Below are 25,897 nucleotides of genomic sequence, written 5' to 3' on the forward strand. Positions count from 1 at the left end.
TCAAGAGAGAGCCCGTCATGTCCCAGTTGCCGTCCTTGAGCCAGTTACGCGACCCCAATACCTTCCTGCGCCGCCACTTGGGCCCCGATGCCGCCGAGCAGCAGGCGATGCTCGACAGCCTTGGTCTTGGCAGCCGGGTCGAACTGATCGAGCAGACGGTGCCGCCGGGAATCCGCCTCAACCGGCCACTGGATTTGCCGCCGGCCCTCGACGAAGAAGCCGCGCTGGCCAAGCTGCGGGGCTACGCCGAGCAGAATCAGGTCTGGACCAGCCTGATCGGCATGGGATACCACGGCACCCTCACGCCGGCCGTCATCCTGCGCAACGTGCTGGAAAATCCCGGTTGGTACACCGCCTATACCCCCTATCAACCAGAAATAGCCCAAGGCCGGCTCGAAGCGTTGCTGAATTTCCAGCAGCTGACCATCGACCTGACCGGCCTGGAACTGGCCAACGCCTCGCTGCTGGATGAAGCCACGGCGGCGGCCGAGGCCATGGCTCTGGCCAAGCGCGTGGCCAAATCCAGAAGTAACCTGTTTTTCGTCGATGAGAATTGTCACTCGCAAACCATTTCCGTGGTGCGGACCCGGGCCGAAGGGTTCGGTTTCGAGCTGATCGTCGACACTGTGGATAACTTGAAACAGCACCAGGTGTTCGGCGCGCTGCTGCAATATCCCGACACCCACGGTGAAGTGCGCGATCTGCGTCCATTGATCGATCATTTGCATGCCCAGCAAGCCTTGGCCTGTGTGGCGACCGATCTGCTAAGCCTGCTGTTGCTGACCCCGCCGGGGGAGTTGGGCGCCGACGTGGTGTTCGGTTCGTCCCAGCGATTCGGCGTGCCCATGGGTTACGGCGGCCCGCACGCGGCGTTTTTTGCCAGTCGCGACGAATACAAACGGGCGATTCCCGGGCGGATCATCGGTGTGTCGAAAGATGCTCGCGGCAACGTCGCCCTGCGCATGGCCCTGCAAACCCGTGAGCAACATATCCGCCGGGAGAAAGCCAACTCCAACATCTGCACCGCTCAGGTGCTACTGGCCAATATCGCCAGTTTCTACGCGGTCTACCATGGCCCGGAAGGGCTCAAACGGATTGCCCAACGCGTTCATCGACTAACCTGCATCCTCGCCGCCGGACTGGAGCGTCATGGGATCACCCGTCTCAATCAGCATTTCTTCGACACCCTGACCCTGGAGGTCGGTGGCACTCAGACTGCGATCATCGAAAGTGCCCAGGCGGCGCAGATCAACTTGCGTATTCTCGGCCGTGGACAGCTCGCCCTGAGCCTCGACGAAACCTGTGACGAAACCACCGTGGCGAAGCTGTTCGATGTGTTTCTCGGTGCCGATCATGGGCTCAACATCGACGAACTGGACGCTGAAGCGCTAGCATCCGGCATTCCTGCCGGGTTGCAGCGCAGTACGCCGTATCTGCGTCATCCGGTGTTCAACGCTCATCACAGCGAAACCGAAATGCTGCGTTATCTCAAGCAGCTGGAAAACAAAGACTTGGCGCTCAACCAATCGATGATTCCGCTGGGCTCTTGCACCATGAAGCTCAATGCCACCAGCGAGATGATCCCCATCACCTGGCCGCAGTTCGCCAACTTGCATCCGTTCGTGCCGAAAGAGCAGGTGGTGGGTTATTCCTTGATGATCGAGGAATTGGAGCGCTGGCTCTGCGCGATCACCGGTTTCGATGCGATCTGCATGCAACCCAACTCGGGCGCTCAGGGTGAGTACGCCGGGTTGCTAGCGATTCGCAAATATCACGAGAGCCGCCATCAGGGCGCGCGGGATATTTGCCTGATCCCGTCCTCGGCCCACGGCACCAACCCGGCTTCGGCGCAGATGGCCGGGATGCGAGTAGTGATCGTCGAGTGCGACGAGGGGGGTAATGTCGATCTGAATGATCTGAAGGAAAAGGCCACGGGGGCGGGGGATAAACTCGCCTGCCTGATGGCGACTTATCCTTCAACGCATGGGGTCTATGAGGAAGGCATCAGCGAGATCTGTGAAGTTATACACAGCCATGGCGGTCAGGTGTACATGGATGGCGCCAACCTTAATGCGCAGGTTGGATTGGCTCGGCCGGCCGACATCGGTGCCGACGTGTCGCACATGAACCTGCACAAAACCTTCTGCATTCCCCATGGCGGTGGCGGACCGGGAATGGGTCCGATCGGCGTTCGGGCGCACTTGGCGCCGTTCGTCGCCAATCACCCGGTGGTGCCAATCGAAGGTCCGCTGCCGGAGAACGGCGCGGTGAGCGCGGCACCTTGGGGCAGCGCAAGCATTCTGCCTATCAGCTGGATGTACATCGCCATGATGGGGCCGCAACTGGCGGATGCGAGCGAGGTGGCGATTCTCGCCGCGAATTACCTGGCGCAGCATTTGGCCGGCGCATTTCCAGTGCTCTACACCGGGCGCAATGAGCGAGTAGCTCACGAATGCATTCTCGACTTGCGACCGCTCAAGGCACAGACCGGAATCAGTGAAGAGGACGTTGCCAAGCGCCTGATGGACTACGGCTTCCATGCGCCGACCATGTCGTTTCCGGTACCGGGGACGTTGATGGTCGAACCGACCGAAAGTGAGTCGAAGGCGGAGCTGGACCGTTTTATCAGCGCGATGCTGAGTATCCGCGCGGAAATCACCGAGGTGCAGAACGGCAACTGGCCGGCGGAGGACAACCCGCTGAAACGCTCACCGCATACCTTGGCGGACATCACCGGGGTTTGGGAGCGCCCGTACAGCATCGAGCAGGCGGTGACGCCGGATGCTCACACCAAGGCCCATAAGTATTGGCCGGTGGTGAACCGTGTGGACAATGTCTACGGTGACCGCAATCTGTTTTGCGCATGTGTGCCGGTGGACGAATACCGTTGAAGTACCAGGCCCTGTAGGAGCGAGGCTTGCCCGCGAAGGCGTCCTCAAGAATGCCAAAAGCTTCGCGGGCAAGCCTCGCTCCTACAGGGTTTTGCGTCAGGCAAAAAAATACCGCTCATGTGAGCGGCATTTTGTTGAGCAACGAACCTTATTTCGAGGCGATGGCATTCTTCGCCAGGATTGCGTTCGCCAGTTCCATGTCTGTGGCTTGCAGGCCAGGGTTGTCGGCGCGGACTTTCTGTATGGCGGCTTCCAGGTACGGCCCGCGAATAGCGCCGTCACTGGCGACAAAGCTGCCGGCGTCGTCCTGGGCGGCGACGACCAGCTTGTGATCCCTTGAGGTCAGGTAGGACGTACCGGTGGTGGCACCGGACGTAAGGACGTTACGCAAAAAGCTGTCATCAGCCATCGCCGAACCGACTTGAAGGGACAACACGGCGAAGGTAGCGACAGCAAGTTTGAGACGCATAAAAGGTGACTCCAGTGGATTAACTGCGGGCTTTGATTGCCGATAACCCAATCGAGTTCCGTGACGTTAGTCGGCTCGCCGCAGGCTGCGATCTTTTGATTTTCGCTTTTAAAAACAAGATCAAAGGATCGCAGCCTGCGGCAGCTCCTACCGGTATCAGACTTACTTCTGCTCACTCTGCGGCGTCACTCGCAACACCTCTTCGATCGTGGTCAAACCCGCCGCCACCTTCTGCGCCCCCGACAGCCGCAAACTGCGCATGCCTTCCTTGAAAGCCTGACGGCGGACCGCCAGCAAATCGGTATCAGGGTTGATCAGCGCTTTAATGCCGTCAGTCAGCTGCATGATTTCGTACACCCCGGCGCGGCCGCGATAGCCGGTTTCGCGGCATTCCAGGCAACCGATGGCGCGTTGTGCGTTACCTGGTAGTGGCGCTTGCCAAGGCCGGGTCAGGGTTTGCCAGTCGTCCTCGCCCAAAGTTAATGGTGCCTTGCAATGCGGGCAGAGGGTCCGGACCAGACGCTGAGCCATGACCCCGAGCACCGTGGCCTTGATCAGGTAATGCGGCACGCCGAGTTCCAGCAGGCGGCTGATGGCGCTCGGGGCGTCGTTGGTGTGTAACGTCGACAGCACCAAGTGGCCGGTGAGTGCGGCTTGAATCGCCATTTCGGCGGTTTCGAGGTCGCGGATCTCGCCGATCATGATGATGTCCGGGTCTTGCCGCATCAGTGCGCGCACACCGGCGGCAAAGGTCAGGTCGATGTTGTGCTGGACCTGCATCTGATTGAACGCCGGCTCGACCATTTCGATCGGGTCTTCAATGGTGCAGAGGTTGACCTCCGGCGTCGCCAGTTTCTTCAGGGTGGTGTACAGCGTGGTGGTCTTGCCTGACCCGGTCGGCCCGGTCACCAGAATGATGCCATTGGGCTGGCGGGTCATGTCTTGCCAGCGACGCAGGTCATCGGCGGAAAAACCCAGCTGGTCGAAGTCCTTGAGTAGCACTTCCGGGTCGAAGATCCGCATGACCATCTTCTCGCCGAACGCCGTCGGTAATGTCGACAGCCGCAGCTCGACTTCGCCGCCGTCCGGGGTTTTGGTTTTGACTCGGCCGTCTTGGGGTTTGCGCTTTTCCGCAACGTTCATCCGCCCCAGGCTTTTCAGGCGACTGACGATGGCCATGGTCACCTGTGGCGGGAATTGATAGACGTTGTGCAGCACGCCGTCGATGCGAAAGCGCACCGTGCCTTGCTCGCGCCGGGGTTCGATGTGGATATCGCTGGCCCGTTGCTGGAACGCGTACTGGAACAGCCAATCGACGATGTTGACGATGTGCGCATCGTTGGCGTCCGGCTCCTGGTCGCTGGCGCCGAGGTTGAGCAACTGTTCGAAGTTGCCCAGGGTGCTTATTTGTTGATCAGCGTTGGTGGCGCCGGTGACCGATTTGGCCAGGCGGAAAAACTCCACGCTGAAGCGCTGGATGTCCACCGGGTTGGCCACCACGCGCTTGATCGGCAGCTTCAGCACGTGGGTCAGGTCGGCTTCCCAGCTGCTGACGAAGGGCTGGGCGCTGGCCACGGTGACGGCGTCGCGGTCGATGGACACCGCCAGAATCTTGTGGCGTTGGGCGAAGGCATAGGACATCAGCGGCGTAATGGCTGCGACGTTGATTTTCAGCGGGTCGATGCGCAAGTAAGGCTGACCGGCCTGCTGAGACAGCCAGAGCGTCAGGCTTTCCAGATCGAGGTGTTTGCCGGGACGGCTGAGGTCGTCCAGGTGTTGGCTGGCGATGAATTCCAGCGGGTGCTGCTGACCATTTATGGCGTGACGGCGGCGGGCGTTGAGTGCGTGTTCGGCCGAATCCTGACTGATAAAGCCTTGGGCGACCAATTCACGCAGCAAATCATTGAGGTCCAGCCAGCGGTCCTGAGTGGCGAGTTGAACGGACATGCGGGCTCCTTATGAACAACCGTTCGCAAAGGATAGCCGCGCACCCGCAGACCGTTGGGCCACTACCCGACCAAGACGTGTCGGGTTTTGTCTGGGTTTTTTTAACCAGCTGCCTGAGACGGCTCTCCCCACGCAGAATCAGCCGCTTGCAGGTTCACCGAGCAGACGCTGATCAGGTTACGTAATTTTTCCGCTATCACTTGAGCACGGTGCCAGCTCAGGCCGTCCATGACGATGTCGACTGACAGCAGATCGTCCATGCGCTGCACATTGACCTGCTGCGGCGTCAGAAACTGCAAGGCGAACAAGTTGAGCGCCCGGCACAGCAGATCCGGCTCGGCCTCGGCCAGTAATTGATAGTGAACGCGGCAGTGGGTGTTGCTGACGTTCCAGACATCGGCACGGGCGGGCGGGGTGTTCACGGCTTCTAAATGCGGCATGGTCGGTCTCCAAAATCACTGGAGGAATTTTTACATTCGGTGCGGGGCATTTCTTATCTATGATTGGGCTTATTGACCATTTATCGAATCGATCAATTCGATTTAGTACCCACTACAGGTTTTTCTATGCACAGCGAGCTGGATGGCTACGACCGCAAGATTCTCGCGTTGCTGCAAGAGGACGCTTCGCTCTCCAGCGCGCAGATCGCCGAAAAGGTAGGGCTCTCGCAGTCGCCGTGCTGGCGACGGATTCAGCGGATGAAGGAAGAGGGGATCATTCGCGGTCAGGTGACGTTGCTTGACCGGAAGAAAATCGGCCTTAACACGCAGATCTTCGCCGAGATCAAACTCAACGCCCACGGACGCTCGAACTTCACTGAGTTTACCGAGGCGATTCGCGGTTTTCCCGAAGTGCTGGAGTGTTATGTGCTGATGGGGTCGGTGGATTTCTTGCTGCGGATCGTCACGGCGGACATCGAAGCTTATGAGCGCTTCTTTTTCGAGAAGCTGTCGATGGTGCCGGGGATTCAGGAGGTCAACTCGATCGTGGCTTTATCTGAAATCAAATCCACGACGAGTTTGCCGGTGTTGCGGGGTTAGAGATTTCAGCGTTTGTGCGGGCCTCTTCGCGAGCAAGCCTCGCTCCTACAGGATCTGGGTCGAACCCAATTGGGCGGTCAACCAAATCCTGTAGGAGCGAGGCTTGCCCGCGATGGCGGTCTTACATACGCAGGAGCATCTTCCAGGCGCGATTCTGATACACCGCAATCGCCTGGTGCTTACGCGCATCCAGCGATTCATCGGTGATCGGCTCGTTGGCCAGTTGCGTCAGTTTGTTCAGCTCACCGTACAGGCGATCCATTTCCGGGATATCCAACACGCCACGGGCATGATGCAACCAGGACTGGATGCGCTCGATACGCGGCAGCTGCTCGGCCAAGTCTTCCGGCTGTTGCTGGTAACGCTGCAATTGCAGCGAGTTGGCTTCTTCGCCCAGCATGCGCGGCAGCCAGCTACCCAGTTGTGCAGCACCCTGGCGATTGCCGCGGGTGTTGCGATCGGCGGCCCAGGTGCGGGCCAGCAACCAGCGCGAAGTGTTCAGTGAGAACAGGCCCCAGCGCACGTCTTCCAGTTCTTCGAGGAATTGCTCCGGCGCGGCTTTGCGCACGTCTTCGTCGTCCAGGCCGGCTTGTACCAGCGGGCGCCAGTCTTCCAGCAGGGCATCCAGCGCGACCCGCAGATCGTGAGTCGACTGACGCGGTGCGGCCTGACCGAGGCTACTGATCAGCGCGCGCATTTCAGCGAGGTTCTCGACCCAGTCCTGCAACAGGCGCCAGTGGCCATTGAAGCGATATTGCTCGGCCAGACGCTGGCTGCTGCTCAGCAAGTGCCAGCTCAACGCGGCGAACGCATCGTCCAGCGGCATTTCGGCGGTGATCTGCGGCGCCGGCAAGCTCAGCGAGTAGCTGTTGGCGTCGAACAAGCGATAACCGCGCTCGGCCTTGCTGATGTCACAGGGCATCAGCGCCAGGGTTGCAGCCAATTCGGCGGCCAGTTCCAGCAACGCGGCCGGCTCGCCTTCGCGCAGCTCCAACTCCAGCTCGCAGATTTCTTCTTTCTGCTTGCCGACCACCACGTGGCCCAGGTCCAGCGCGGCTTCGATGACCACTTTGGTCTTGCCACGGCCCCAAGCGATTTCCGCGCGTTCGCGAACGAAATCGGTGGTGAAGATGGCTTTCAGGGTTTTCTTGTCCAGCTCGGCCAGCTCTTCGGGCCAGCATTCACCGTCGAGTTTCTTCACGTCGAGTTTGGCTTTGGGCAGGGACCAGTCGTACTCGTGACGCTCGGACAGACCGGCGACACTCTGGCCACGGGTCTTGAGGGTCTGAATCACTTCTTCGCCATCGCGGCGCAGGCGCAGGGCAACCTTGGCGCGGGCCAGGTCGCGCTCAGGCGTGTCGAAGTACTGGTTCATCAACTCACGGCGTTCCCAGCCACTTTTGTTGCGTTTTTTCAGTAACGGGTGCTCGCGCAGGGCGGCGAGGGTTTCGCGGCTGACGCGGAGTTTGATTTCGGTTTCTTTCTGCATGGCCGGAAAATCCAGGATCGGGAGCGCAGCCGGGGGAATGTGTGGCTGCCAAGGTCGTGCAGTGTACAGGACTCGTTCGAGATAGGCTCCGCAACGGTTTATTCCTGTCGCCGGATGGTTCTATGATGGACTTCAATTCGGGAGTTGGGAGTCAGCGATGCCTTTGCCGTCCATGAAAGATCAGTTCGCTGCGCTGATCGCCGCGCCGTCCGTCAGCTGTACCCAACCCAGCCTGGATCAAACCAATCGGCCGGTCATCGACTTGTTGGCGACATGGCTCGGGGACTTGGGTTTTGCCTGCGATATCCAGCAGGTCAGCCCCGGCAAATTCAATCTTCTGGCCAGTTTTGGTTCCGGCCCCGGCGGCCTGGTGCTGGCCGGTCACAGCGATACGGTGCCGTACGACGAGGCGTTGTGGCAGACCGACCCGCTGAAACTGACGGAAGTGGACGGTCGCTGGGTTGGCTTGGGCAGTTGCGACATGAAGGGCTTTTTCGCCTTGGCCATCGAAGCCGTCAAACCCTTGCTCGACCAACCGTTCAAGCAACCCTTGCTGATCCTCGCCACCTGCGATGAAGAAAGCTCGATGTCTGGCGCTCGCGCTCTGGCCGAAGCCGGGCGGCCATTAGGTCGCGCGGCGGTGATCGGTGAGCCGACCGGGCTGAAGCCGGTCCGGATGCACAAAGGCATCATGATGGAGCGCATCGACATTCTCGGTCAGAGCGGCCATTCCTCGGACCCGCGCCTGGGCCACAGTGCCCTTGAGGCCATGCACGACGCCATCGGCGAACTGCGCGGCTTGCGCCTGGCGTGGCAGCGCGAATTCCGTAACCTGCAGTTCAGCGTGCCGCAACCGACGATGAATTTCGGCTGCATTCACGGCGGCGATAACCCCAACCGCATCTGTGGCCAGTGCTCGCTGGAGTTCGACTTGCGTCCGTTGCCAGGCATGGACCCCAAAGCCTTGCGCGCGGCGATTTTGCAGAAGCTCAACCCGATTGCCGAACGGCATCAGGTGAAGATCGATTACGCGCCGCTGTTCCCCGAAGTGCCACCCTTCGAGCAGGCCGAGGACTCGGAATTGGTGAGGATCGCTGAGAAGCTCACCGGCCATCGCGCCGAAGCAGTGGCATTCGGCACAGAAGCGCCTTATCTTCAGCGACTTGGCTGTGAAACATTGGTATTGGGGCCGGGTGATATCGCCTGCGCGCACCAACCGGGGGAATACCTCGAAATGTCACGTTTGCAGCCTACCGTGCATCTATTACGACAACTGATTGAACATTACTGCCTGACGCCGGCCAAAACAGCGATGCTGTAGGAGCTGCCGAAGGCTGCGATCTTGTGATCTTGCTTTTAAAATTCAAAGATCAAAAAATCGCAGCCTTCGGCAACTCCTACAGGGAGCGCGTATAAATTGCCGATGTCCCAACCCGTATTCATGAGGAGAGCGCGCGTGTCGCCAAGCCTGTTCCGACGATAACCATCAGCCCGCTGTGCGTTTACTGCTTTACCCTTTTTTCGGCTGCTATTTATTACAGGCCCAGGTTCATGCCCGAATACGTCAATTGGCTTCGTCACGCTTCGCCTTACATCAACGCCCACCGCGATTGCACCTTCGTCGTCATGCTGCCCGGCGATGGCGTGGAGCACCCGAACTTCGGCAATATCGTCCACGACCTGGTGCTGCTGCACAGCCTGGGCGTGCGACTGGTGCTGGTTCACGGTTCGCGTCCACAAATTGAAACGCGCCTCGCTGCTCGCGGCCTGACCCCGCATTACCACCACGGCATGCGCATCACCGATGCGGCGACGCTTGAATGCGTGATCGATGCGGTCGGCCAACTGCGCATCGCCATCGAAGCGCGGCTGTCCATGGACATGGCCTCATCGCCAATGCAGGGTTCGCGCTTGCGGGTGGCCAGCGGCAATCTGGTCACTGCACGGCCGATCGGCGTACTTGAAGGTGTCGACTATCACCACACCGGCGAAGTGCGCCGGGTCGATCGCAAGGGCATCAATCGCCTGCTGGACGAACGCTCCATCGTGCTGTTGTCGCCATTGGGTTACTCGCCGACCGGTGAGATCTTCAACCTCGCTTGCGAAGATGTGGCCACCCGAGCGGCTATCGATCTGGGGGCGGACAAGCTGCTGTTGTTCGGTGCCGATTTGGGCTTGATCGATGAAAATGGCCGGCTGGTCCGCGAATTGCGCCCGCAACAAGTGCCGGCGCATTTGCAGCGTCTGGGCAGCAACTATCAAGCCGAGCTGCTGGACGCGGCGGCTGAAGCGTGCCGGGGCGGGGTGGCGCGCAGTCACATCGTCAGCTACGCCGAAGATGGCGCGCTGCTGACCGAACTGTTCACCCGTGACGGTGGCGGTACGCTGGTGGCCCAGGAGCAATTCGAGGTTGTGCGTGAGGCGGCCATCGAGGACGTCGGCGGTTTGCTGGACTTGATCAGCCCGCTGGAAGAGCAGGGGATTCTGGTACGCCGTTCCCGCGAGGTGCTGGAGCGTGAGATCGAGCAGTTCAGCGTGGTCGAACGCGAAGGCATGATCATCGCCTGCGCGGCGCTGTATCAGATTGCCGATTCGGATGCCGGGGAGTTGGCGTGTCTGGCGGTGAATCCGGAGTACCGTCATGGCGGTCGCGGCGATGAACTGCTGGAGCGCATCGAAACCCGCGCCCGGGCTCAGGGGCTGAAAACCTTGTTCGTGCTGACTACCCGGACCGCCCACTGGTTTCGTGAGCGGGGCTTCGTGCCAAGCAGCGTCGAACGCCTGCCGTCGGCGCGGGCGTCGCTTTACAACTACCAGCGTAATTCGAAGATCTTCGAAAAAACCCTCTGACCTCCGGGCTACCCGAACCCTGTAGGAGCGAGGCTTGCCCGCGAAGACGTCACCAAGGACAACCGATAAATCGAGTCGTCTGCTTCGCGGGCAAGCCTCGCTCCTACAGGGGCGGGGTGTTATTCGGTGACGTATTTCGTGCTGACATACGGCGAATAATCCGGCAGCACCGTCTCGACCTTCCCTTGCTCCTTCAAAAACTTCGCCGTCTCGCCAATCGCCTTGGCTGTACCCCCGTCCAGTAGCGCGGTGGTCTGTTGTGCCTTGGCATCCGGGAATGCGGAACCGGCCAGCAGCTCCGGCACATCGGCGGGATTGGCACCGGTCAATTTGGCGATTTTCTGCACCGGTACCGAATCGGCGGTCCAGCTGTCTTTATGGGCTGCATAGTCGGCGAATGAATCCAGAGTGACCTTGGCAAATCGGGCCACCACTTCAGGATGTTTTTCGGCGTAATCCTTGCGAGCGACCCACACCTCGAAGGTCGGCGCACCCCATTGGCCGACCTGTGCGGCGTCGGTCAACGTCTTGCCAGTCTTGCGAATTTCCCCCAGCGCCGGCGACCAGACAAACGCGCCATCGATGTCGCCACGTTTCCAGGCTGCGGCGATTTCCGCCGGTTGCAGGTTCACCACTTTGACTTTCGAGGCGTCCAGGCCCCAATGCTTCAGCGCGCCGAGCAGGCTGTAATGGGAGGTTGAAACGAAGGGCGTGGCGATGGTTTTGCCGATCAGATCTTCCGGTTTATCGATGCCGCTGCCGTTGCGCACCACAAGTGCTTCGGCAGCGTTGATCTGAGCCGAAACAATGAACGCGACAATCGGCAGATTGCGCGAAGCGGCTGCCGCCAGTGGGCTTGAGCCGAGGTTGCCAATCTGCACATCGCCGGACGCAATGGCGGTGACCACTTCCGGGCCACTGTTGAAACGTCGCCAATCGATTTTCTGGCCAATGGTTTTCTCATAAATGCCATCGGCCTGAGGGACTTTGCTGGGGTCGATACCGGTTTGATAACCGACGGTGAGAGTCGCCGCCTGGGCGGAAAAAGAAAATATAAGCGACACACAAACTGTAACAAATTGACTAGATAGTGCGCGTTTGGCCATGATGGCGTCGCCTTTTCGAAAGTGATTGACGTATGGGGAATACGCCAACGCTAAACGATCTAAAAAAAGTCCAATAAATACCATTTAGGAATTAGCTTATGAGCCGATAGCCTGTGTCCCGGTTCGGATCACTGGCGAAAAGCTATATTCCTAAATGGCATTAAAAAGAATGAAATAATTCTTTTTGGGTTTATGAGGAAATCATTACCCTGCAGGGACCAAATCACTGCGGTTAGACCTTGGTCGTAGACACACATGGTTACGATTGACTTGTCTGTCACGGTCTGGCGCTAATCGCGCATCTTTGGATCTAGGGCGTTAGACCCAAGACCAAAGAACACAAAAATTAGAACGAGAGGAGCGAAACAATGAAGAAGTCCACCTTGGCCCTGGCTGTGGCCGTAGGGGTTTTGGCGCAGCAGGCAGGCGCCGCCGGTTTCATTGAAGACAGCAAGGCTACATTGGGGCTGCGTAACTTCTACATCAACACGGATAACCGTGATGGCACTGCCAATCCGTCCAAGCAGGAAGAGTGGGGCCAAGGCTTCATCTTCAACTTTACCTCCGGTTATACCCAAGGCACTGTTGGTTTTGGTGTTGATGCGATCGGTCTATTGGGCGTCAAGCTGGATTCCGGTAAAGGCACTGCCTACAACGCCGGTAGCGCGAACAAGGGCGGTACCGTTTTCCCAAGCGACAGCGACGGTCGTGCGGTAGACGATTTCGGTAGCCTGGGCCTGACCGCCAAGGCCAAAATCTCCAAGACTGAACTGCGTCTGGGCACCCTGCAGCCAAAACTGCCGGTGGTAACTTCCAACGACGGGCGTCTGCTGCCGCAGACCTTCGAAGGTGGCCAGATCATGTCCAACGACATCGACAACCTGACTCTGGTTGGCGGTAAGTTGGAACATGCCAAAGGTCGTAACTCGACCAATAACGATTCGCTGACCATTGCTGGCTCCAACGGGGCGACGACCACTGCCACCTCCAACAAGCGCAGCAACGAGTTCTACTATGCCGGTGGCGACTACAAGATCACCAAGGATCTGGTCGCTCAGTACTACTACGGCAACCTGGAAGATTTCTACACGCAGCACTTCCTGGGGCTGACCCACAATCTAGCGTTGCCAGTGGGTAGCCTGAAATCCGACCTGCGTTACTTCAACAGTGACTCCGATGGCAAGAACTCTAGCCAGGAAGGTCGTCTGGCGGGTTATCGCTCCTCTGGCTTCCAGAACAGTGGTGAAGTAGATAACCGCACCTGGAGTGCGAAATTCACCTATAGCCTGCAAGGCCACGCGCTCAGTGCCGGCTACCAGCGTGTGAATGGCACCAGCGACTTCCCGTTCCTGAACCAGGGAGATGGTGCGTCTGCCTATCTGATCACCGACTCGCAGATCGGCAAGTTCCAGCGTGCCGGTGAGCGCACCTGGCTGGCTCAATATGCTTATGATTTTGCCACCGTTGGCTTGCCAGGTCTGACCACTTCCGTGATCTATCTCAAGGGTGACAACGTCGCTACCTCTACTGGCGACAAAGGTGAGTGGGAACGCGACTTCTCCCTCGGCTACGTAGTACAGCAAGGCACCTTTAAAGGTCTGGGCCTGGCGTGGAAAAACGCTACCCTGCGCTCCGATGTTGCCTCTCAGCGTAACCAGGACGAAAACCGTCTGATCGTCAGCTACTCGATCCCGCTGTTGTAACAGCACTCGCGTAATCGACGTAAAAAAAGCCCCGCCCGGCATCACGCCGGGCGGGGCTTTTGCGTTTTCAAGGCGGCTCACCCCCGTAAACCCTCCTTGAAATTCCCCTCTTTTGCAGCAACTCAAGGCCTTCTCGAACCTTGTCGGCGATGTTCGTCCTCATGTGCATTCAGGTCCAGTGAACAGATATTTAATATTCTCTTATGATCTAAATAAATCGATATTTATTCTTTTTAATCTCTAAGGAACACAGGCACAGTTGGGCTCAACAAGCACTCACAAGGAGCCGCACCATGAGCCTCAGACTTGGCGATATCGCCCCCGATTTCGAACAGGATTCCAGCGCCGGCACTATTCGTTTCCATGAATGGCTGGGCGATAGCTGGGGCGTGTTGTTTTCCCATCCGGCGGATTTTACGCCGGTGTGCACCACCGAACTGGGCTTCACCGCCAGGCTCAAGGATGAATTCGCCCAGCGCGGCGTCAAAGCCATTGCTCTGTCGGTAGACCCGGTGGACTCGCATCACAAGTGGATCGAGGACATCAACGAAACCCAGAACGCCATCGTCAACTTCCCGATCCTCGCCGATGCGGACCGTAAAGTGTCCGACCTGTATGACCTGATCCATCCGAATGCCAACGACACCCTGACCGTACGTTCTCTGTTCGTGATCGATCCGAACAAGAAGATTCGGCTGACGATTACTTACCCGGCGAGTACTGGTCGTAACTTCAATGAAATCTTGCGGGTGATCGATTCGCTGCAGCTCACTGACAACTACAAGGTGGCCACCCCGGCCAACTGGCAGGACGGTGATGAAGTGGTGATCGTGCCGTCGCTCAAGGACGAAGACGAAATCAAGCGACGCTTTCCCAAAGGCTATCGCGCAGTGAAGCCATACCTGCGTCTGACACCTCAACCGAACAGGTAACTCAGCTAACTCTCGTTCCCACGCTCTGCGTGGGAATGCAGCCCGTGACGCTCCGCGTCACTGGACGCGCAGCGTCCCTTGAGGCATTACCACGCGGAGCGTGGGAACGATCACCACAAAGCAGGGGTTTTCAGGCCGTTTCGACGGCCTTTTTTTTCGCCTGAAAAAGGCATTCTTTATATTTCTATAAAGAATAACCAAATGAATAAATATGATTTATGGATATATAAATCAACTGTTAAGGTCATTCCATCGACGCGAGATCGCGAGCCGCGAATCGCCAACACCGCTCAAGGAATTGTCTGAATGCTGGTCGTCTCACTCGGTGGCAGTCCCAGCCCACGCTCCCGTTCCGGAGTTTTGCTGGAGCGCTCGCGATGCTGGTTGCAGGAGCAAGGGGTGGAAGTGGTGAGTTATCAGGTACGGGACTTCCCGGCCGAAGATTTGCTGCATGCCCGCTTCGACAGCCCGAAGGTGATCGACCTGCTGCAACAGATTGAAAACGCCGATGGCTTGCTGATCGCCACGCCGGTTTACAAAGCGTCGTTCTCCGGTGCGCTGAAAACCTTACTCGATCTGCTGCCCGAACGTGCCCTGAGCCACAAGGTGGTTTTGCCGATGGCTACCGGCGGCAGCATCGCCCATATGCTGGCGGTGGATTATGCGCTCAAGCCGGTGCTGTCAGCGTTGAAAGCCCAGGAAATGCTGCAGGGGATTTTCGCCGTGGACAGCCAGATCGCTTACGGCGAAGGCAGTGCTCAGGCACAGTTGGCGCCGGAGCTTGCGCAACGATTGTTTGAAGCGCTGGAGCAGTTTTTCAGCGCCATGGCTCGTCGGCCCAGGCCGCTCGATCCGAACCTGTTGAATGAACGTTTGCTGAGTGCTCGCTGGAGCATTTAGGCCAGCACTCAAGCCACACCTGAATTTGAAGTACTCACCTTACTCAGCCGCTAACGGCCAAGCAGGTGCAGCCAAAACCCAACTGCAAAAAGGAGAGCGCTATGCGCACTGTCATTTTGCGTCGTGGTCTGGTCGCTCTGTTTGCTGCGGCTGTAACCTTCGGCGCCATCACTCAAGCCCAAGCTGAGAGCCTTCGGATCGGCTATCAAAAATACGGCACCCTGGTGCTGCTCAAAGCCAAAGGCACACTCGAAAAACGCCTCGCCGCCCAAGGCGTGGACGTGCAATGGACTGAATTCCCCGGTGGCCCGCAACTGCTCGAAGGCCTGAACGTCGGCTCCATCGACTTTGGCGTCACTGGTGAAACGCCGCCCGTGTTTGCTCAGGCGGCCGGCGCCGATCTGCTCTATGTCGCCTATGAACCACCAGCGCCACACAGCGAAGCGATTTTGGTGCCGAAGGACTCGCCGATCAAATCGGTGCAGGACCTCAAGGGTAAGAAAGTCGTGCTCAACAAAGGCTCCAACGTGCACTACCTGCTGGTGCGTGCGCTTGAAGACGCCGGCCTCAAATACACCGACATCCAGACCGTGTTCCTGCCGCCAGCCGATGCCCGCGCCGCGTTCGAGCGCGGCAGTGTCGATGCCTGGGTGATCTGGGACCCGTACCAGGCCGCCGCCGAACAGCAACTGCAAGCACGCACTCTGCGCGATGGCAAAGGCCTCGTCGACAACCACCAGTTCTACCTGGCGACCAAACCTTACGCGCAGAAAAATCCAGAAGTGATCAAGGCTCTGGTGGAAGAAGTGCGCGCGGTTGGCGAATGGTCCAAGGCCAATCCCGAGGACGTGACCCAGCAAGTTTCGCCACTGCTCGGCCTGCCAGCGGACATCACCCTGACCTCGGTGAAACGCCAGGGCTACGGCGCCCTGTTCCTCACGCCGGAAGTCGTCGCTGCCCAGCAAAAAATCGCCGACAGCTTCTACCAGCTCAAGCTGATTCCCAAACCCTTGAGCATCAAAGACGTGATCTGGACGCCACCCGCCGCCGTGGCCAAAGTGCAGTAATTCGCCATGAAGAAAATCATCCACAACCTCGCGCCTTGGGCGTTACCGGTCTTGTTGCTGGTGGTATGGCAGTTGTCGGTGTCGGCGGGCTGGTTGTCGACGCGAATTCTGCCGGCGCCGATCGCGGTGATCGAAGCCGGTGTGAGCCTGGTCAGCAGCGGTGAAATCTGGACCCACCTGGCCATCAGCGGCTGGCGCGCGGCGCTCGGTTTCGCCATTGGCGGCGGCATCGGTCTGGCCTTGGGCTTCATCACCGGCTTGTCGAAATGGGGCGAACGCCTGCTCGACAGTTCGGTGCAGATGATCCGCAACGTGCCGCACCTGGCGCTGATTCCGCTGGTGATCCTGTGGTTCGGGATCGACGAGTCGGCGAAGATTTTTCTGGTGGCGTTGGGCACGTTGTTCCCAATCTACCTCAACACGTATCACGGCATCCGCAACGTCGATCCGGCGCTGGTGGAGATGGCCCGCAGTTATGGCTTGTCCGGCTTCAGTCTGTTCCGCCAGGTGATTCTGCCGGGGGCGCTGCCTTCGATTCTGGTCGGTGTACGGTTTGCGCTGGGCTTCATGTGGCTGACATTGATCGTCGCCGAAACCATTTCCGCCAGCTCCGGCATCGGCTACCTGGCGATGAATGCCCGGGAGTTCTTGCAGACCGACGTGGTGGTACTGGCGATTCTTTTGTACGCAGTGCTCGGCAAGCTGGCCGACCTCGCGGCCCGCGGGCTTGAACGCGTGTGGCTGCGCTGGCATCCGGCCTATCAGGTTGCCAAGGGAGGTGCCGCATGACGGCTCAACAACCTCCACGCCTGCTGCGCGGAATTCCGCTGGCGGTGCGCAAGCTGCAAAAAACCTTTGGCTCGCGGCAAGTGCTGCGTGAGATCGATCTGCACATCCCGGCCGGTCAGTTTGTCGCCGTGGTCGGTCGTAGCGGTTGCGGCAAAAGTACCTTGCTGCGTTTGCTCGCCGGTCTCGACAAACCCACGGGCGGTGAACTGCTGGCCGGTTCCGCACCGCTGAGTGAGGCGCGGGAAGACACTCGATTGATGTTCCAGGACGCGCGTTTGCTGCCTTGGAAAAAGGTCATCGACAACGTCGGTCTCGGGCTCAAGGGCAACTGGCGGCCGCAAGCACTGGAAGCGTTGGACTCGGTCGGTCTGGCCGATCGCGCCAATGAATGGCCGGCCGCCTTGTCCGGCGGGCAAAAGCAGCGTGTGGCCTTGGCTCGCGCGTTGATCCATCAACCGCGCTTGCTGTTGCTCGACGAACCGCTGGGCGCATTGGATGCCCTGACCCGAATCGAAATGCAGCAACTGATCGAACGGCTCTGGCAACAGCATGGCTTCACCGTGTTGCTGGTGACCCACGACGTCAGCGAAGCGGTGGCGATTGCCGATCGGGTGATTCTGATTGAAGAGGGCGAAGTCGGCCTCGACCTGCATGTGGAACTGCCGCGTCCTCGGGTCCGTGGCTCCCATCGGCTGGCAGCGCTGGAAACCGAAGTACTCAACCGCGTGCTGTCCCTGCCTGGCCAACCGCCGGAACCGGAACCTGTTTCACCACTGCCTACGCAATTGCGTTGGGCTCAATAACTTAAAGATTCATCCAACGACAGGAATCAACATCATGACTATCAAAGCCATCAACGTTCGTAACCAGTTCAAAGGCTCGATCAAGGAAATCGTGCTGGGTGACGTGCTGTCGGAAATCGACGTGCAGACTGCCTCCGGCATCGTCACTTCGGTGATTACCACTCGTTCGGTGAAAGAGCTGGAACTGGTGGTCGGCAGTGAAGTGATTGCGTTTGTGAAATCCACCGAGGTGTCGATCGCCAAGTTGTAAGCGCGTGCGCCAACTACAATCCCGGAGGGTGTGAGCCCTTCGGGGTTTTTTGTGGGGGCAGTTGTAGTGATGGTGTGTTTTAAGTCGCCAAGATCGCAGCCTTCGGCAGCTCCTACGGAAGAATGCGTACCCCTGTAGGAGCTGCCGAAGGCTGCGATCTTTTTAAAGCGCGGCGCGCTTCGGTAGGTACGGCGGCAGATACAACCCCAGATAAGCATCAAACACCCGCATCCCTTCTTCAGCCATTCGCGGCGTGATCTGCCCATGCTGCTGCACCGAGCGTGCATACACCCGATCCCCCAGCTCCATGGCCAGTGCAAATACATCGACATCACTTGGCAGTGTCGGCAGTTCGAAGTGGTGGTCGAACAGCTTGTGCATCAGGTCGCCGAGTTCGATGTCGTGCTGGCGGTCGGCCTGGGTGACTTCGGTCAGGCCATGCTGGGCGAGGATCAGTTGGCGGGCGGCGGCGTCTTCGTCGTAGATGGCGAGCATGCGTTGTTCCACCAGTCGCGACAGGTCGCGCCAGCCGTTGAGGGCATGGTGGTCGATGGGCGCTTGCAGGCAGGCGCGGAACGCGGCGTGGACGTCGGCGGTCAGGGCTTCAAGCAGGGCCGGGACGCTGGCGAAAAAGTGGTAGACGGAGGAGGGCGGAATCTCCGCGCGTTCGGCGACGCTGTAAATCGACAGGCTGGCCACGCCCTCGGCGGCCAGCAGCGTACGGGCGGCATCGAGTATCGAATCGATCCGCGCCTGACTGCGGGCGCGGGGTTTGCGAATGGTGGCGGTGCGCGTCATTGAAGTCTCCTGCGGGGCAGCGGGCATTGTACGAGTCGAGTTGTGTGTTGTCTTCTCGACCGCCATCGCGGGCAAGCCCGCTCCCACAGGGAACTGCTGTGGACGCAATATCTATGTGCATCACACGACACTGTGGGAGCGGGCTTGCCCGCGATGCAGGCACCTCGGTTTAACTGAATAAACCCCATAAAAAAACGCCGCAAGCTGTGAAGCCGGCGGCGTTGTTTTTACTGCAACCGCTTACACGGTATGCAGGTACCAGTTGTATTCAAGGTCGGAGATGGAGTGTTCGAACTCCTCCAGCTCGCTCTCTTTACAGGCGACAAAAACATCGATGTATTTCGGATCGATGTACTTGGCCATGACTTCGCTGTCATCCAGCTCGCGCAGTGCGTCACGCAAGTTGTTTGGCAGGCTTTGCTCGTTCTGCTCGTAGGAGTTGCCTTCCACGGGTGCGCCCGGCTCGATCTTGTTGGTCAGGCCGTGGTGCACGCCTGCCAAAACCGAAGCCATCAACAGATACGGGTTGGCGTCGGCGCCGGCTACACGATGCTCGATGCGCACGGCATCGGAGGAACCGGTCGGTACACGGATGGCCACGGTGCGGTTGTCCAGGCCCCAGCACGGCGAGTTCGGCACGTAGAACTGTGCGCCGAAACGACGGTAGGAGTTGACGTTCGGGCAGAGGAAAGCCATCTGCGCCGGCAGGGTCTCGAGCACACCGCCGATCGCGTGACGCAGTGCGGCGTTCTGCTCGGGATCCTCGCTGGCAAAAATGTTTTTGCCATCTTTATCAAGAATCGAGATGTGGACGTGCAGACCGTTACCCGCCTGGCCCGGATAAGGCTTGGCCATGAAGGTGGTGTCCATTTCATGGTCGTAGGCGATGTTTTTGATCAGACGCTTGAGCAGGACCGCATAGTCGCAGGCCTTGATCGGGTCGGCCACGTGGTGCAGGTTCACTTCGAACTGTGCCGGGGCACTTTCCTTGACGATCGCGTCGGCAGGGATGCCTTGCTCTTTCGCACCTTCCAGAATGTCCTGGAGGCAATCGACGTATTCGTCGAGGTCGTCGATCAGGTAGACCTGTGTCGAGTGCGGGCGTTTGCCGGAAACCGGCGAGCGAGGTGGTTGCGGGCGACCGTTCACGTTCTCCTGGTCGATCAGGTAGAACTCCAGCTCGAACGCGGCGCAGATGGTCAGGCCCATTTCGTCAAACTTGCGCACCACATTGGCCAGCACTTCACGTGGGTCGGCAAAGAATGGCTGACCTTCGAGTTCGTGCATGGTCATTAACAGTTGCGCGGTCGGGCGCTTCTGCCAGGGCTCATTGCACAGGGTGTCGGGGATTGGATAGCAGATTCGGTCAGCATCGCCGATGTCCAGGCCCAGGCCGGTGCTTTCCACCGTCGAGCCATTGATATCCAGAGCAAATAGAGAGGCCGGCAGGTTGATGCCTTTCTCGTAAACCTTGTGGAGACTGGTGCGTTCAATGCGCTTGCCGCGCACCACACCATTCATATCCGCAATCAGAAGGTCAACGTACAGAACCTCAGGATGTTCCTTAAGGAACGCGTTCGCTTCGTTAAGCTGAACGGCACGCGGGGGTACCGACATGATGCAACACCTTTGTTGTTAAAAATATCAATCATTGATCTCTTCGGATTCCAGTCAACCCGAACGGCATGCCGAAGTCAAGCGAGGCCTTTTCTGCCCTAAAAAAGCACTCGTGAGGCTTTTTTGAGGCACTTTGGGGCGTTTTTTTGACTTTAGCGGTCTTGGCGCCCGCGAGCTTGAGCCGGCCGTGTTGTATTTTTTACGGGGGTGTTGTGTAAAAAAATGAACAAGGCTAAGCTCGATTTAAACCCATAACAGCAATAATACCGGGGTGCTTCATGTCTCGCCTGCCGTTAATCGGCGTCACCGCCTGCTCAAAGCAGATCGGTCTGCATGCTTATCACATCAGTGGCGACAAATACGTACGCGCCGTGGCATCAGCTGCCAAGGGCCTGCCGTTGATTCTTCCATCCCTGGCGGATCTACAGACGTCGTCCGATATTCTGGACGCTCTGGACGGCATTCTCTTTACAGGCTCTCCTTCTAATATAGAACCGTTTCACTATAACGGCCCGGCCAGTGCGCCAGGTACTGCTCATGATTCTGCACGCGATGCCACCACTCTCCCGCTGATTCGCGCCGCTGTCGAGGCCGGTGTTCCCGTGCTCGGCATTTGCCGCGGCTTCCAGGAAATGAATGTGGCGTTCGGCGGCAGTCTGCATCAGAAGGTTCACGAGGCCGGTTCGTTCATGGATCACCGTGAAGACGACAGCCTGCCGCTGGAAGGGCAATACGCGCCAAGTCACCCGGTGCACGTCCAGCCGGGCGGTGTACTGGCCGGGCTGGGCCTGGCGAGCGAGATTCAAGTCAATTCGATTCATGGTCAGGGTATTGAGCGTCTGGCGCCGGGCCTTCGTGTGGAAGCCGTGGCGCCCGACGGGTTGATCGAAGCCGTCTCTATTATTGAAGGCAAGGCTTTTGCTTTAGGTGTGCAATGGCATCCCGAATGGCAGGTAAGCTTTAATCCTGACTACCTTGCGATTTTCCAGGCATTTGGCGATGCCTGCCGCAAGCATGCTCTACAACGCGACGCCGATGCGTCAAACAACGCCTGACTTATAAGAGTCAGGAAACTCAGCCTAAGAGGCATTTATGAGTAACAACCTCGACCAGCTCACCGATTGGTTGAAAGACCACAAGATCACAGAAGTCGAATGCATGATTGGCGACCTGACCGGCATCACCCGGGGCAAGATCTCGCCGACCAACAAGTTCATTGCCGAGAAAGGCATGCGCCTGCCCGAAAGCGTTCTGTTGCAGACCGTGACCGGCGACTACGTCGAAGACGACATTTATTACGAACTGCTCGACCCGGCCGACATCGACATGATTTGCCGCCCCGACCAGAACGCGGTGTTTCTGGTGCCCTGGGCCATCGAGCCCACCGCCCAGGTGATCCACGACACCTACGACAAGCAGGGCAATCCGATCGAACTGTCGCCGCGCAACGTGCTCAAGAAGGTGCTGAAACTCTACGCCGACCACGGCTGGCAGCCGATCGTGGCGCCGGAAATGGAGTTCTATCTCACCAAGCGCAGCGATGACCCGGATTACCCGTTGCAACCGCCGGTTGGCCGCTCCGGTCGTCCGGAAACCGGTCGTCAGTCTTTTTCGATTGAAGCCGCGAACGAATTCGATCCGTTGTTTGAAGACGTCTACGACTGGTGCGAGCTGCAGGAGCTGGACCTCGACACGCTGATCCACGAGGACGGCACCGCACAGATGGAAATCAACTTCCGTCATGGCGATGCACTGTCCCTGGCCGACCAGATTCTCGTGTTCAAACGCACCATGCGTGAAGCCGCACTCAAGCACAACGTGGCGGCGACCTTCATGGCTAAGCCCATGACCGGCGAGCCGGGCAGCGCCATGCACTTGCACCAGAGCATCATCAGCATCGAGACCGGCAAAAACGTTTTCTCCAATGAAGACGGGACCATGAGTCAGCTGTTTCTCAACCACATCGGCGGCTTGCAGAAATTCATTCCTGAGTTGCTGCCGTTGTTCGCACCCAACGTCAATTCCTTCCGCCGCTTCCTGCCGGATACCTCGGCACCGGTGAACGTGGAGTGGGGTGAAGAGAACCGCACCGTGGGCCTGCGGGTTCCGGATGCCGGGCCGCAGAACCGTCGGGTGGAAAACCGTCTGCCGGGTGCCGATGCCAACCCTTACCTGGCCATCGCCGCCAGCCTGTTGTGCGGCTTTATCGGCATGGTCGAAGGGCATAACCCGAGTGCTCCGGTTGTGGGTCGTGGTTACGAGCGGCGCAACCTGCGCCTGCCACTGACTATTGAAGACGCCCTGGAACGCATGGAAAACAGCAAGACCATCGAAAAGTACCTGGGCAAGAAATTCATCACGGGCTACATCGCGGTCAAGCGGGCCGAGCATGAAAACTTCAAGCGCGTGATCAGTTCGTGGGAGCGGGAGTTCCTGCTCTTCGCCGTCTGATGCGCCGGGCGCCGCTGCGCTTGGCGGCGCCCTCCACTCGAATCTTAGGAGAATTCGCATGACCAGCAACAACCCGCAAACCCGTGAATGGCAAGCCCTGAGCAACGATCACCACCTGGCCCCGTTCAGCGACTTCAAGCAGCTGAAAGAGAAAGGCCCGCGGATCATCACCAGCGCCAAGGGCGTTTACCTCTGGGACAGCGAAGGCAACAAGATCCTCGATGGCATGGCCGGCCTGTGGTGTGTGGCGATCGGCTACGGTCGCGATGAGCTGGCCGATGCCGCCAGCAAGCAGATGCGCGAACTGCCTTATTACAACCTGTTCTTCCAGACGGCTCACCCGCCGGTGCTGGAGCTGGCCAAGGTCATCGCCGACGTCGCGCCTGAAGGCATGAATCACGTGTTCTTCACCGGTTCCGGGTCCGAAGGCAACGACACCATGCTGCGGATGGTTCGCCACTACTGGGCGATCAAGGGCCAGCCGAAGAAGAAAGTCATCATCAGTCGCAAGAACGGCTATCACGGTTCTACCGTGGCCGGCGCGAGCCTGGGTGGCATGACGTACATGCACGAACAGGGCGACTTGCCGATCCCGGGCATCGTCCACATTGCCCAGCCGTACTGGTTCGGCGAAGGCGGCGACATGACGTCGAACGAGTTCGGTATCTGGGCGGCCAATCAGCTGGAAGAGAAGATTCTGGAAGTCGGCGTCGACAACGTCGGTGCCTTTATTGCCGAGCCGATCCAGGGCGCTGGTGGCGTGATCATTCCGCCAGACAGCTACTGGCCGCGCATCAAGGAAATCCTCGCCAAGTACGACATTCTGTTCGTGGCCGACGAAGTGATCTGCGGTTTCGGCCGTACCGGTGAGTGGTTCGGTACCGATTTCTACGACCTCAAGCCTCACATGATGACCATCGCCAAAGGCCTGACGTCCGGCTACATCCCCATGGGTGGCCTGATCGTGCATGACGACGTGGTCGAGGTGCTCAACGAAGGTGGCGATTTCAACCACGGTTTCACTTATTCCGGGCACCCGGTGGCCGCTGCAGTAGCGCTGGAAAACATTCGTATCCTGCGCGACGAGAAAATTGTCGAGCGCGTGCGTACAGAAACGGCACCTTATTTGCAAAAGCGTCTACGGGAACTGAGCGATCACCCGTTGGTGGGGGAAGTGCGTGGGGTCGGTCTGTTGGGGGCCATCGAACTGGTTCAGGACAAAGCCACCCGCAAACGTTACGAAGGCAAGGGCGTCGGCATGATCTGCCGCACGTTCTGCTTCGAAAACGGCCTGATCATGCGCGCCGTCGGTGACACCATGATCATTGCTCCGCCACTGGTGATTACACCGGCTGAAATCGACGAGTTGGTGACCAAGGCGCGCAAGTGCCTGGACCTGACCCTGAGTGCGTTGCAGGGCTAAGTGCTAGGCTCTGAGCGAGGTGTGAAGATTGCACTTCGCTCAGTGCAAACAAAGGATGGGTCTTTCCTTGAAAGCCTGCCTTGGATCTTGCCAGACTACCGGTTGTTCGGATGCCCAGTAACAGGCCGCTGAGCACGTGGTTAAAAAGAAAAATTGGAGCATTACCCATGAAGGCATTAGGTATGAAGATAGCTGGCAAGACCCTCCTCGCCATGTCCCTGATGGGCGTGATGGCGGGTGCCGTTCAGGCTGACGACAAGGTGCTGCACGTGTACAACTGGTCCGATTACATCGCACCGGATACCGTCAAGAAGTTCGAGGCCGAGTCGGGCATCAAAGTCGTCTACGACGTGTTCGACAGTAACGAAACCCTTGAAGCCAAGCTGCTGGCGGGCAAGTCCGGCTACGACATCGTCGTGCCGTCGAACAACTTCCTGGCCAAACAGATCAAGGCCGGCGTTTACCAGAAGCTGGACAAGTCCAAGCTGCCTAACTGGAAAAACCTGAACACGGACCTGCTTAAAGCGGTATCGGTAAGCGACCCGGGTAACGAGCACGCATTCCCTTACATGTGGGGTTCGATCGGTATCGGTTTCAACGCCGAGAAGGTCAAGGCTGCACTGGGTGCCGATGCGCCAACCAACTCCTGGGACTTGCTGTTCAAACCTGAAAACGCTGCCAAGTTGAAGTCGTGCGGTATCAGCTTCCTCGATTCGCCAACCGAGATGATTCCGGTGGCGTTGCATTACCTGGGCTATCCAACCGACAGCCAGGACAAGAAACAACTGGCTGAAGCCGAAGCGCTGTTCCTGAAGATTCGTCCTTCGGTGGGCTACTTCCACTCGTCCAAGTACATCTCCGACCTGGCCAACGGCAACATCTGCGTCGCCGTGGGTTACTCGGGTGACATCTACCAGGCCAAGGCTCGCGCCGCTGAGGCCGGTGACAAGGTGAAAGTCAGCTACAACATTCCGAAAGAAGGTGCCGGCAGCTTCTACGACATGGTCGCCATCCCTAAAGATGCCGAAAACGTCGAAGGCGCCTACAAGTTCATGACCTTCCTGCAGAAGCCGGAAATCATGGCTGAAATCACCAACGCCGTACGTTTCCCGAACGGTAACGCGGCGTCTACCGCACTGGTTGATAAAGAAATCACCAGCGATCCAGGCATCTACCCGCCAGCGGAAGTACTGGCCAAGCTGTACGCGATTGCCGACTTGCCGGCCGCGACCCAGCGGATCCTGACTCGCAGCTGGACCAAGATCAAATCCGGTAAGTAAGCCGGTTTGAGGTAACTACCTGTTGCCGTCGTCTACGCGCCGGCGGCAACAGGAATAATTAAATGACAGAAAGTTTTGCTGGAACGGTTTTT

General features: G+C 58.6%; 22 protein-coding genes. 15 read left to right on the forward strand and 7 right to left on the reverse strand.

Features of this window, described 5'->3' with window-relative positions:
- Positions 1 to 17: 17 nt before the first annotated feature.
- Positions 18 to 2,891 carry an aminomethyl-transferring glycine dehydrogenase gene (gene gcvP, locus F6R97_RS16050; protein ID WP_315866802.1) on the forward strand — a complete coding sequence of 958 codons (2,874 nt, stop codon included), beginning with the start codon at positions 18 to 20 and terminating at the stop codon, positions 2,889 to 2,891.
- 148 nt (positions 2,892 to 3,039) lie between these two features.
- On the opposite strand, the gene F6R97_RS16055 is transcribed toward gcvP, so the two are convergent.
- From F6R97_RS16055 to F6R97_RS16065, 3 genes are all read right to left on the reverse strand, one after another.
- Positions 3,040 to 3,360, reverse strand: a complete 321-nt coding sequence (locus tag F6R97_RS16055; RefSeq protein ID WP_008076034.1) for a DUF2388 domain-containing protein — start codon at positions 3,358 to 3,360, stop codon at positions 3,040 to 3,042.
- Positions 3,361 to 3,522: 162 nt separating this feature from the next.
- Positions 3,523 to 5,307, reverse strand: a complete 1,785-nt coding sequence (locus F6R97_RS16060) for a GspE/PulE family protein (RefSeq protein ID WP_008012563.1) — start codon at positions 5,305 to 5,307, stop codon at positions 3,523 to 3,525.
- 101 nt (positions 5,308 to 5,408) lie between these two features.
- Positions 5,409 to 5,747 carry a hypothetical protein gene (locus F6R97_RS16065; RefSeq protein ID WP_050682226.1) on the reverse strand — a complete coding sequence of 113 codons (339 nt, stop codon included), beginning with the start codon at positions 5,745 to 5,747 and terminating at the stop codon, positions 5,409 to 5,411.
- A gap of 126 nt (positions 5,748 to 5,873) precedes the next feature.
- Between F6R97_RS16065 and F6R97_RS16070 the strand changes: the two genes are divergently transcribed.
- Positions 5,874 to 6,347, forward strand: a complete 474-nt coding sequence (locus F6R97_RS16070) for an Lrp/AsnC family transcriptional regulator (RefSeq protein WP_050682227.1) — start codon at positions 5,874 to 5,876, stop codon at positions 6,345 to 6,347.
- 121 nt (positions 6,348 to 6,468) lie between these two features.
- Here F6R97_RS16070 and F6R97_RS16075 read toward each other — a convergent pair whose 3' ends face one another.
- Positions 6,469 to 7,836 (reverse strand): inorganic triphosphatase, encoded by a 1,368-nt coding sequence (locus tag F6R97_RS16075; protein WP_050682228.1) that lies wholly within the window; start codon positions 7,834 to 7,836, stop codon positions 6,469 to 6,471.
- A gap of 157 nt (positions 7,837 to 7,993) precedes the next feature.
- Between F6R97_RS16075 and argE the strand changes: the two genes are divergently transcribed.
- Complete coding sequence (gene argE, locus F6R97_RS16080; RefSeq protein WP_038980860.1) at positions 7,994 to 9,157, forward strand: acetylornithine deacetylase; 1,164 nt, start codon at positions 7,994 to 7,996, stop codon at positions 9,155 to 9,157.
- Positions 9,158 to 9,387: 230 nt separating this feature from the next.
- Positions 9,388 to 10,686: an amino-acid N-acetyltransferase gene (gene argA / locus F6R97_RS16085; protein WP_008026003.1), complete on the forward strand. Its 1,299-nt coding sequence runs from the start codon at positions 9,388 to 9,390 to the stop codon at positions 10,684 to 10,686.
- A 119-nt stretch (positions 10,687 to 10,805) separates the two neighbouring features.
- On the opposite strand, the gene tauA is transcribed toward argA, so the two are convergent.
- Positions 10,806 to 11,792, reverse strand: coding sequence for a taurine ABC transporter substrate-binding protein (tauA, locus tag F6R97_RS16090; protein ID WP_038980863.1), 987 nt, complete (start codon positions 11,790 to 11,792; stop codon positions 10,806 to 10,808).
- A gap of 368 nt (positions 11,793 to 12,160) precedes the next feature.
- On the opposite strand from tauA, the gene F6R97_RS16095 reads away from it, so the two are divergent.
- The 7 genes from F6R97_RS16095 (at position 12,161) to F6R97_RS16125 (ending at position 18,236) form a co-directional block, all read left to right on the forward strand.
- Positions 12,161 to 13,495, forward strand: a complete 1,335-nt coding sequence (locus F6R97_RS16095; RefSeq protein ID WP_038980865.1) for an OprD family porin — start codon at positions 12,161 to 12,163, stop codon at positions 13,493 to 13,495.
- 293 nt (positions 13,496 to 13,788) lie between these two features.
- A complete protein-coding gene (locus F6R97_RS16100; RefSeq protein WP_050682230.1) occupies positions 13,789 to 14,427 on the forward strand; it encodes a peroxiredoxin in 639 nt (212 codons plus the stop codon).
- 306 nt (positions 14,428 to 14,733) lie between these two features.
- A complete protein-coding gene (ssuE, locus tag F6R97_RS16105) occupies positions 14,734 to 15,327 on the forward strand; it encodes an NADPH-dependent FMN reductase (RefSeq protein ID WP_050682231.1) in 594 nt (197 codons plus the stop codon).
- A gap of 101 nt (positions 15,328 to 15,428) precedes the next feature.
- Positions 15,429 to 16,394 (forward strand): sulfonate ABC transporter substrate-binding protein, encoded by a 966-nt coding sequence (locus tag F6R97_RS16110; protein ID WP_038980868.1) that lies wholly within the window; start codon positions 15,429 to 15,431, stop codon positions 16,392 to 16,394.
- Positions 16,395 to 16,400: 6 nt separating this feature from the next.
- A complete protein-coding gene (ssuC, locus tag F6R97_RS16115) occupies positions 16,401 to 17,183 on the forward strand; it encodes an aliphatic sulfonate ABC transporter permease SsuC (RefSeq protein WP_038980869.1) in 783 nt (260 codons plus the stop codon).
- Positions 17,180 to 17,986: an aliphatic sulfonates ABC transporter ATP-binding protein gene (gene ssuB / locus F6R97_RS16120; protein ID WP_038980870.1), complete on the forward strand. Its 807-nt coding sequence runs from the start codon at positions 17,180 to 17,182 to the stop codon at positions 17,984 to 17,986. Before ssuC ends, ssuB begins: the two co-directional genes overlap by 4 nt.
- 34 nt (positions 17,987 to 18,020) lie before the next feature.
- The gene (locus tag F6R97_RS16125; protein WP_003229256.1) at positions 18,021 to 18,236 is read left to right on the forward strand and encodes a molybdopterin-binding protein; all 216 of its coding nucleotides are present in this window, start codon (positions 18,021 to 18,023) and stop codon (positions 18,234 to 18,236) included.
- Between the two features lie 162 nt (positions 18,237 to 18,398).
- Here F6R97_RS16125 and F6R97_RS16130 read toward each other — a convergent pair whose 3' ends face one another.
- Together F6R97_RS16130 and F6R97_RS16135 are read right to left on the reverse strand one after the other, a co-directional pair.
- On the reverse strand, positions 18,399 to 19,034 hold the full coding sequence (locus tag F6R97_RS16130; protein WP_048396309.1) for a TetR/AcrR family transcriptional regulator: 636 nt from the start codon (positions 19,032 to 19,034) through the stop codon (positions 18,399 to 18,401).
- Between the two features lie 240 nt (positions 19,035 to 19,274).
- The gene (locus F6R97_RS16135; protein WP_048396310.1) at positions 19,275 to 20,651 is read right to left on the reverse strand and encodes a glutamine synthetase family protein; all 1,377 of its coding nucleotides are present in this window, start codon (positions 20,649 to 20,651) and stop codon (positions 19,275 to 19,277) included.
- 278 nt (positions 20,652 to 20,929) lie between these two features.
- Between F6R97_RS16135 and F6R97_RS16140 the strand changes: the two genes are divergently transcribed.
- The 4 genes from F6R97_RS16140 to F6R97_RS16155 all read left to right on the forward strand — a co-directional run bounded on the left by F6R97_RS16140 (position 20,930) and on the right by F6R97_RS16155 (position 25,805).
- Entirely contained in the window at positions 20,930 to 21,706 is a 777-nt protein-coding gene (locus tag F6R97_RS16140) for a gamma-glutamyl-gamma-aminobutyrate hydrolase family protein (RefSeq protein WP_038980874.1), read from the forward strand.
- A gap of 37 nt (positions 21,707 to 21,743) precedes the next feature.
- Positions 21,744 to 23,102 (forward strand): glutamine synthetase family protein, encoded by a 1,359-nt coding sequence (locus F6R97_RS16145; protein ID WP_038980876.1) that lies wholly within the window; start codon positions 21,744 to 21,746, stop codon positions 23,100 to 23,102.
- A gap of 58 nt (positions 23,103 to 23,160) precedes the next feature.
- On the forward strand, positions 23,161 to 24,525 hold the full coding sequence (locus F6R97_RS16150) for an aspartate aminotransferase family protein (RefSeq protein ID WP_048396312.1): 1,365 nt from the start codon (positions 23,161 to 23,163) through the stop codon (positions 24,523 to 24,525).
- A 182-nt stretch (positions 24,526 to 24,707) separates the two neighbouring features.
- Positions 24,708 to 25,805: a polyamine ABC transporter substrate-binding protein gene (locus F6R97_RS16155; RefSeq protein WP_217857542.1), complete on the forward strand. Its 1,098-nt coding sequence runs from the start codon at positions 24,708 to 24,710 to the stop codon at positions 25,803 to 25,805.
- Positions 25,806 to 25,897 lie beyond the last annotated feature (92 nt).

Origin of the sequence: Pseudomonas sp. JV414 (assembly GCF_032424305.1) — a bacterium.
GTDB lineage: Bacteria > Pseudomonadota > Gammaproteobacteria > Pseudomonadales > Pseudomonadaceae > Aquipseudomonas > Aquipseudomonas lini.

What these genes read in the sequence shown, in the direction of transcription:
- F6R97_RS16100 (WP_050682230.1), top strand. Translation starts at nt 13,789, where the DNA reads ATGAGCCTCAGACTTGGCGATATCGCCCCCGATTTCGAACAGGATTCC.
- ssuC (WP_038980869.1), top strand. Translation starts at nt 16,401, where the DNA reads ATGAAGAAAATCATCCACAACCTCGCGCCTTGGGCGTTACCGGTCTTG.
- tauA (WP_038980863.1), bottom strand. Translation starts at nt 11,792, where the DNA reads ATGGCCAAACGCGCACTATCTAGTCAATTTGTTACAGTTTGTGTGTCG.
- F6R97_RS16155 (WP_217857542.1), top strand. Translation starts at nt 24,708, where the DNA reads ATGAAGATAGCTGGCAAGACCCTCCTCGCCATGTCCCTGATGGGCGTG.
- ssuE (WP_050682231.1), top strand. Translation starts at nt 14,734, where the DNA reads ATGCTGGTCGTCTCACTCGGTGGCAGTCCCAGCCCACGCTCCCGTTCC.
- argE (WP_038980860.1), top strand. Translation starts at nt 7,994, where the DNA reads ATGCCTTTGCCGTCCATGAAAGATCAGTTCGCTGCGCTGATCGCCGCG.
- F6R97_RS16130 (WP_048396309.1), bottom strand. Translation starts at nt 19,034, where the DNA reads ATGACGCGCACCGCCACCATTCGCAAACCCCGCGCCCGCAGTCAGGCG.
- F6R97_RS16140 (WP_038980874.1), top strand. Translation starts at nt 20,930, where the DNA reads ATGTCTCGCCTGCCGTTAATCGGCGTCACCGCCTGCTCAAAGCAGATC.
- F6R97_RS16070 (WP_050682227.1), top strand. Translation starts at nt 5,874, where the DNA reads ATGCACAGCGAGCTGGATGGCTACGACCGCAAGATTCTCGCGTTGCTG.
- F6R97_RS16055 (WP_008076034.1), bottom strand. Translation starts at nt 3,360, where the DNA reads ATGCGTCTCAAACTTGCTGTCGCTACCTTCGCCGTGTTGTCCCTTCAA.
- F6R97_RS16135 (WP_048396310.1), bottom strand. Translation starts at nt 20,651, where the DNA reads ATGTCGGTACCCCCGCGTGCCGTTCAGCTTAACGAAGCGAACGCGTTC.
- F6R97_RS16110 (WP_038980868.1), top strand. Translation starts at nt 15,429, where the DNA reads ATGCGCACTGTCATTTTGCGTCGTGGTCTGGTCGCTCTGTTTGCTGCG.
- F6R97_RS16095 (WP_038980865.1), top strand. Translation starts at nt 12,161, where the DNA reads ATGAAGAAGTCCACCTTGGCCCTGGCTGTGGCCGTAGGGGTTTTGGCG.
- F6R97_RS16060 (WP_008012563.1), bottom strand. Translation starts at nt 5,307, where the DNA reads ATGTCCGTTCAACTCGCCACTCAGGACCGCTGGCTGGACCTCAATGAT.
- gcvP (WP_315866802.1), top strand. Translation starts at nt 18, where the DNA reads ATGTCCCAGTTGCCGTCCTTGAGCCAGTTACGCGACCCCAATACCTTC.
- F6R97_RS16125 (WP_003229256.1), top strand. Translation starts at nt 18,021, where the DNA reads ATGACTATCAAAGCCATCAACGTTCGTAACCAGTTCAAAGGCTCGATC.
- argA (WP_008026003.1), top strand. Translation starts at nt 9,388, where the DNA reads ATGCCCGAATACGTCAATTGGCTTCGTCACGCTTCGCCTTACATCAAC.
- F6R97_RS16065 (WP_050682226.1), bottom strand. Translation starts at nt 5,747, where the DNA reads ATGCCGCATTTAGAAGCCGTGAACACCCCGCCCGCCCGTGCCGATGTC.
- F6R97_RS16150 (WP_048396312.1), top strand. Translation starts at nt 23,161, where the DNA reads ATGACCAGCAACAACCCGCAAACCCGTGAATGGCAAGCCCTGAGCAAC.
- ssuB (WP_038980870.1), top strand. Translation starts at nt 17,180, where the DNA reads ATGACGGCTCAACAACCTCCACGCCTGCTGCGCGGAATTCCGCTGGCG.
- F6R97_RS16075 (WP_050682228.1), bottom strand. Translation starts at nt 7,836, where the DNA reads ATGCAGAAAGAAACCGAAATCAAACTCCGCGTCAGCCGCGAAACCCTC.
- F6R97_RS16145 (WP_038980876.1), top strand. Translation starts at nt 21,744, where the DNA reads ATGAGTAACAACCTCGACCAGCTCACCGATTGGTTGAAAGACCACAAG.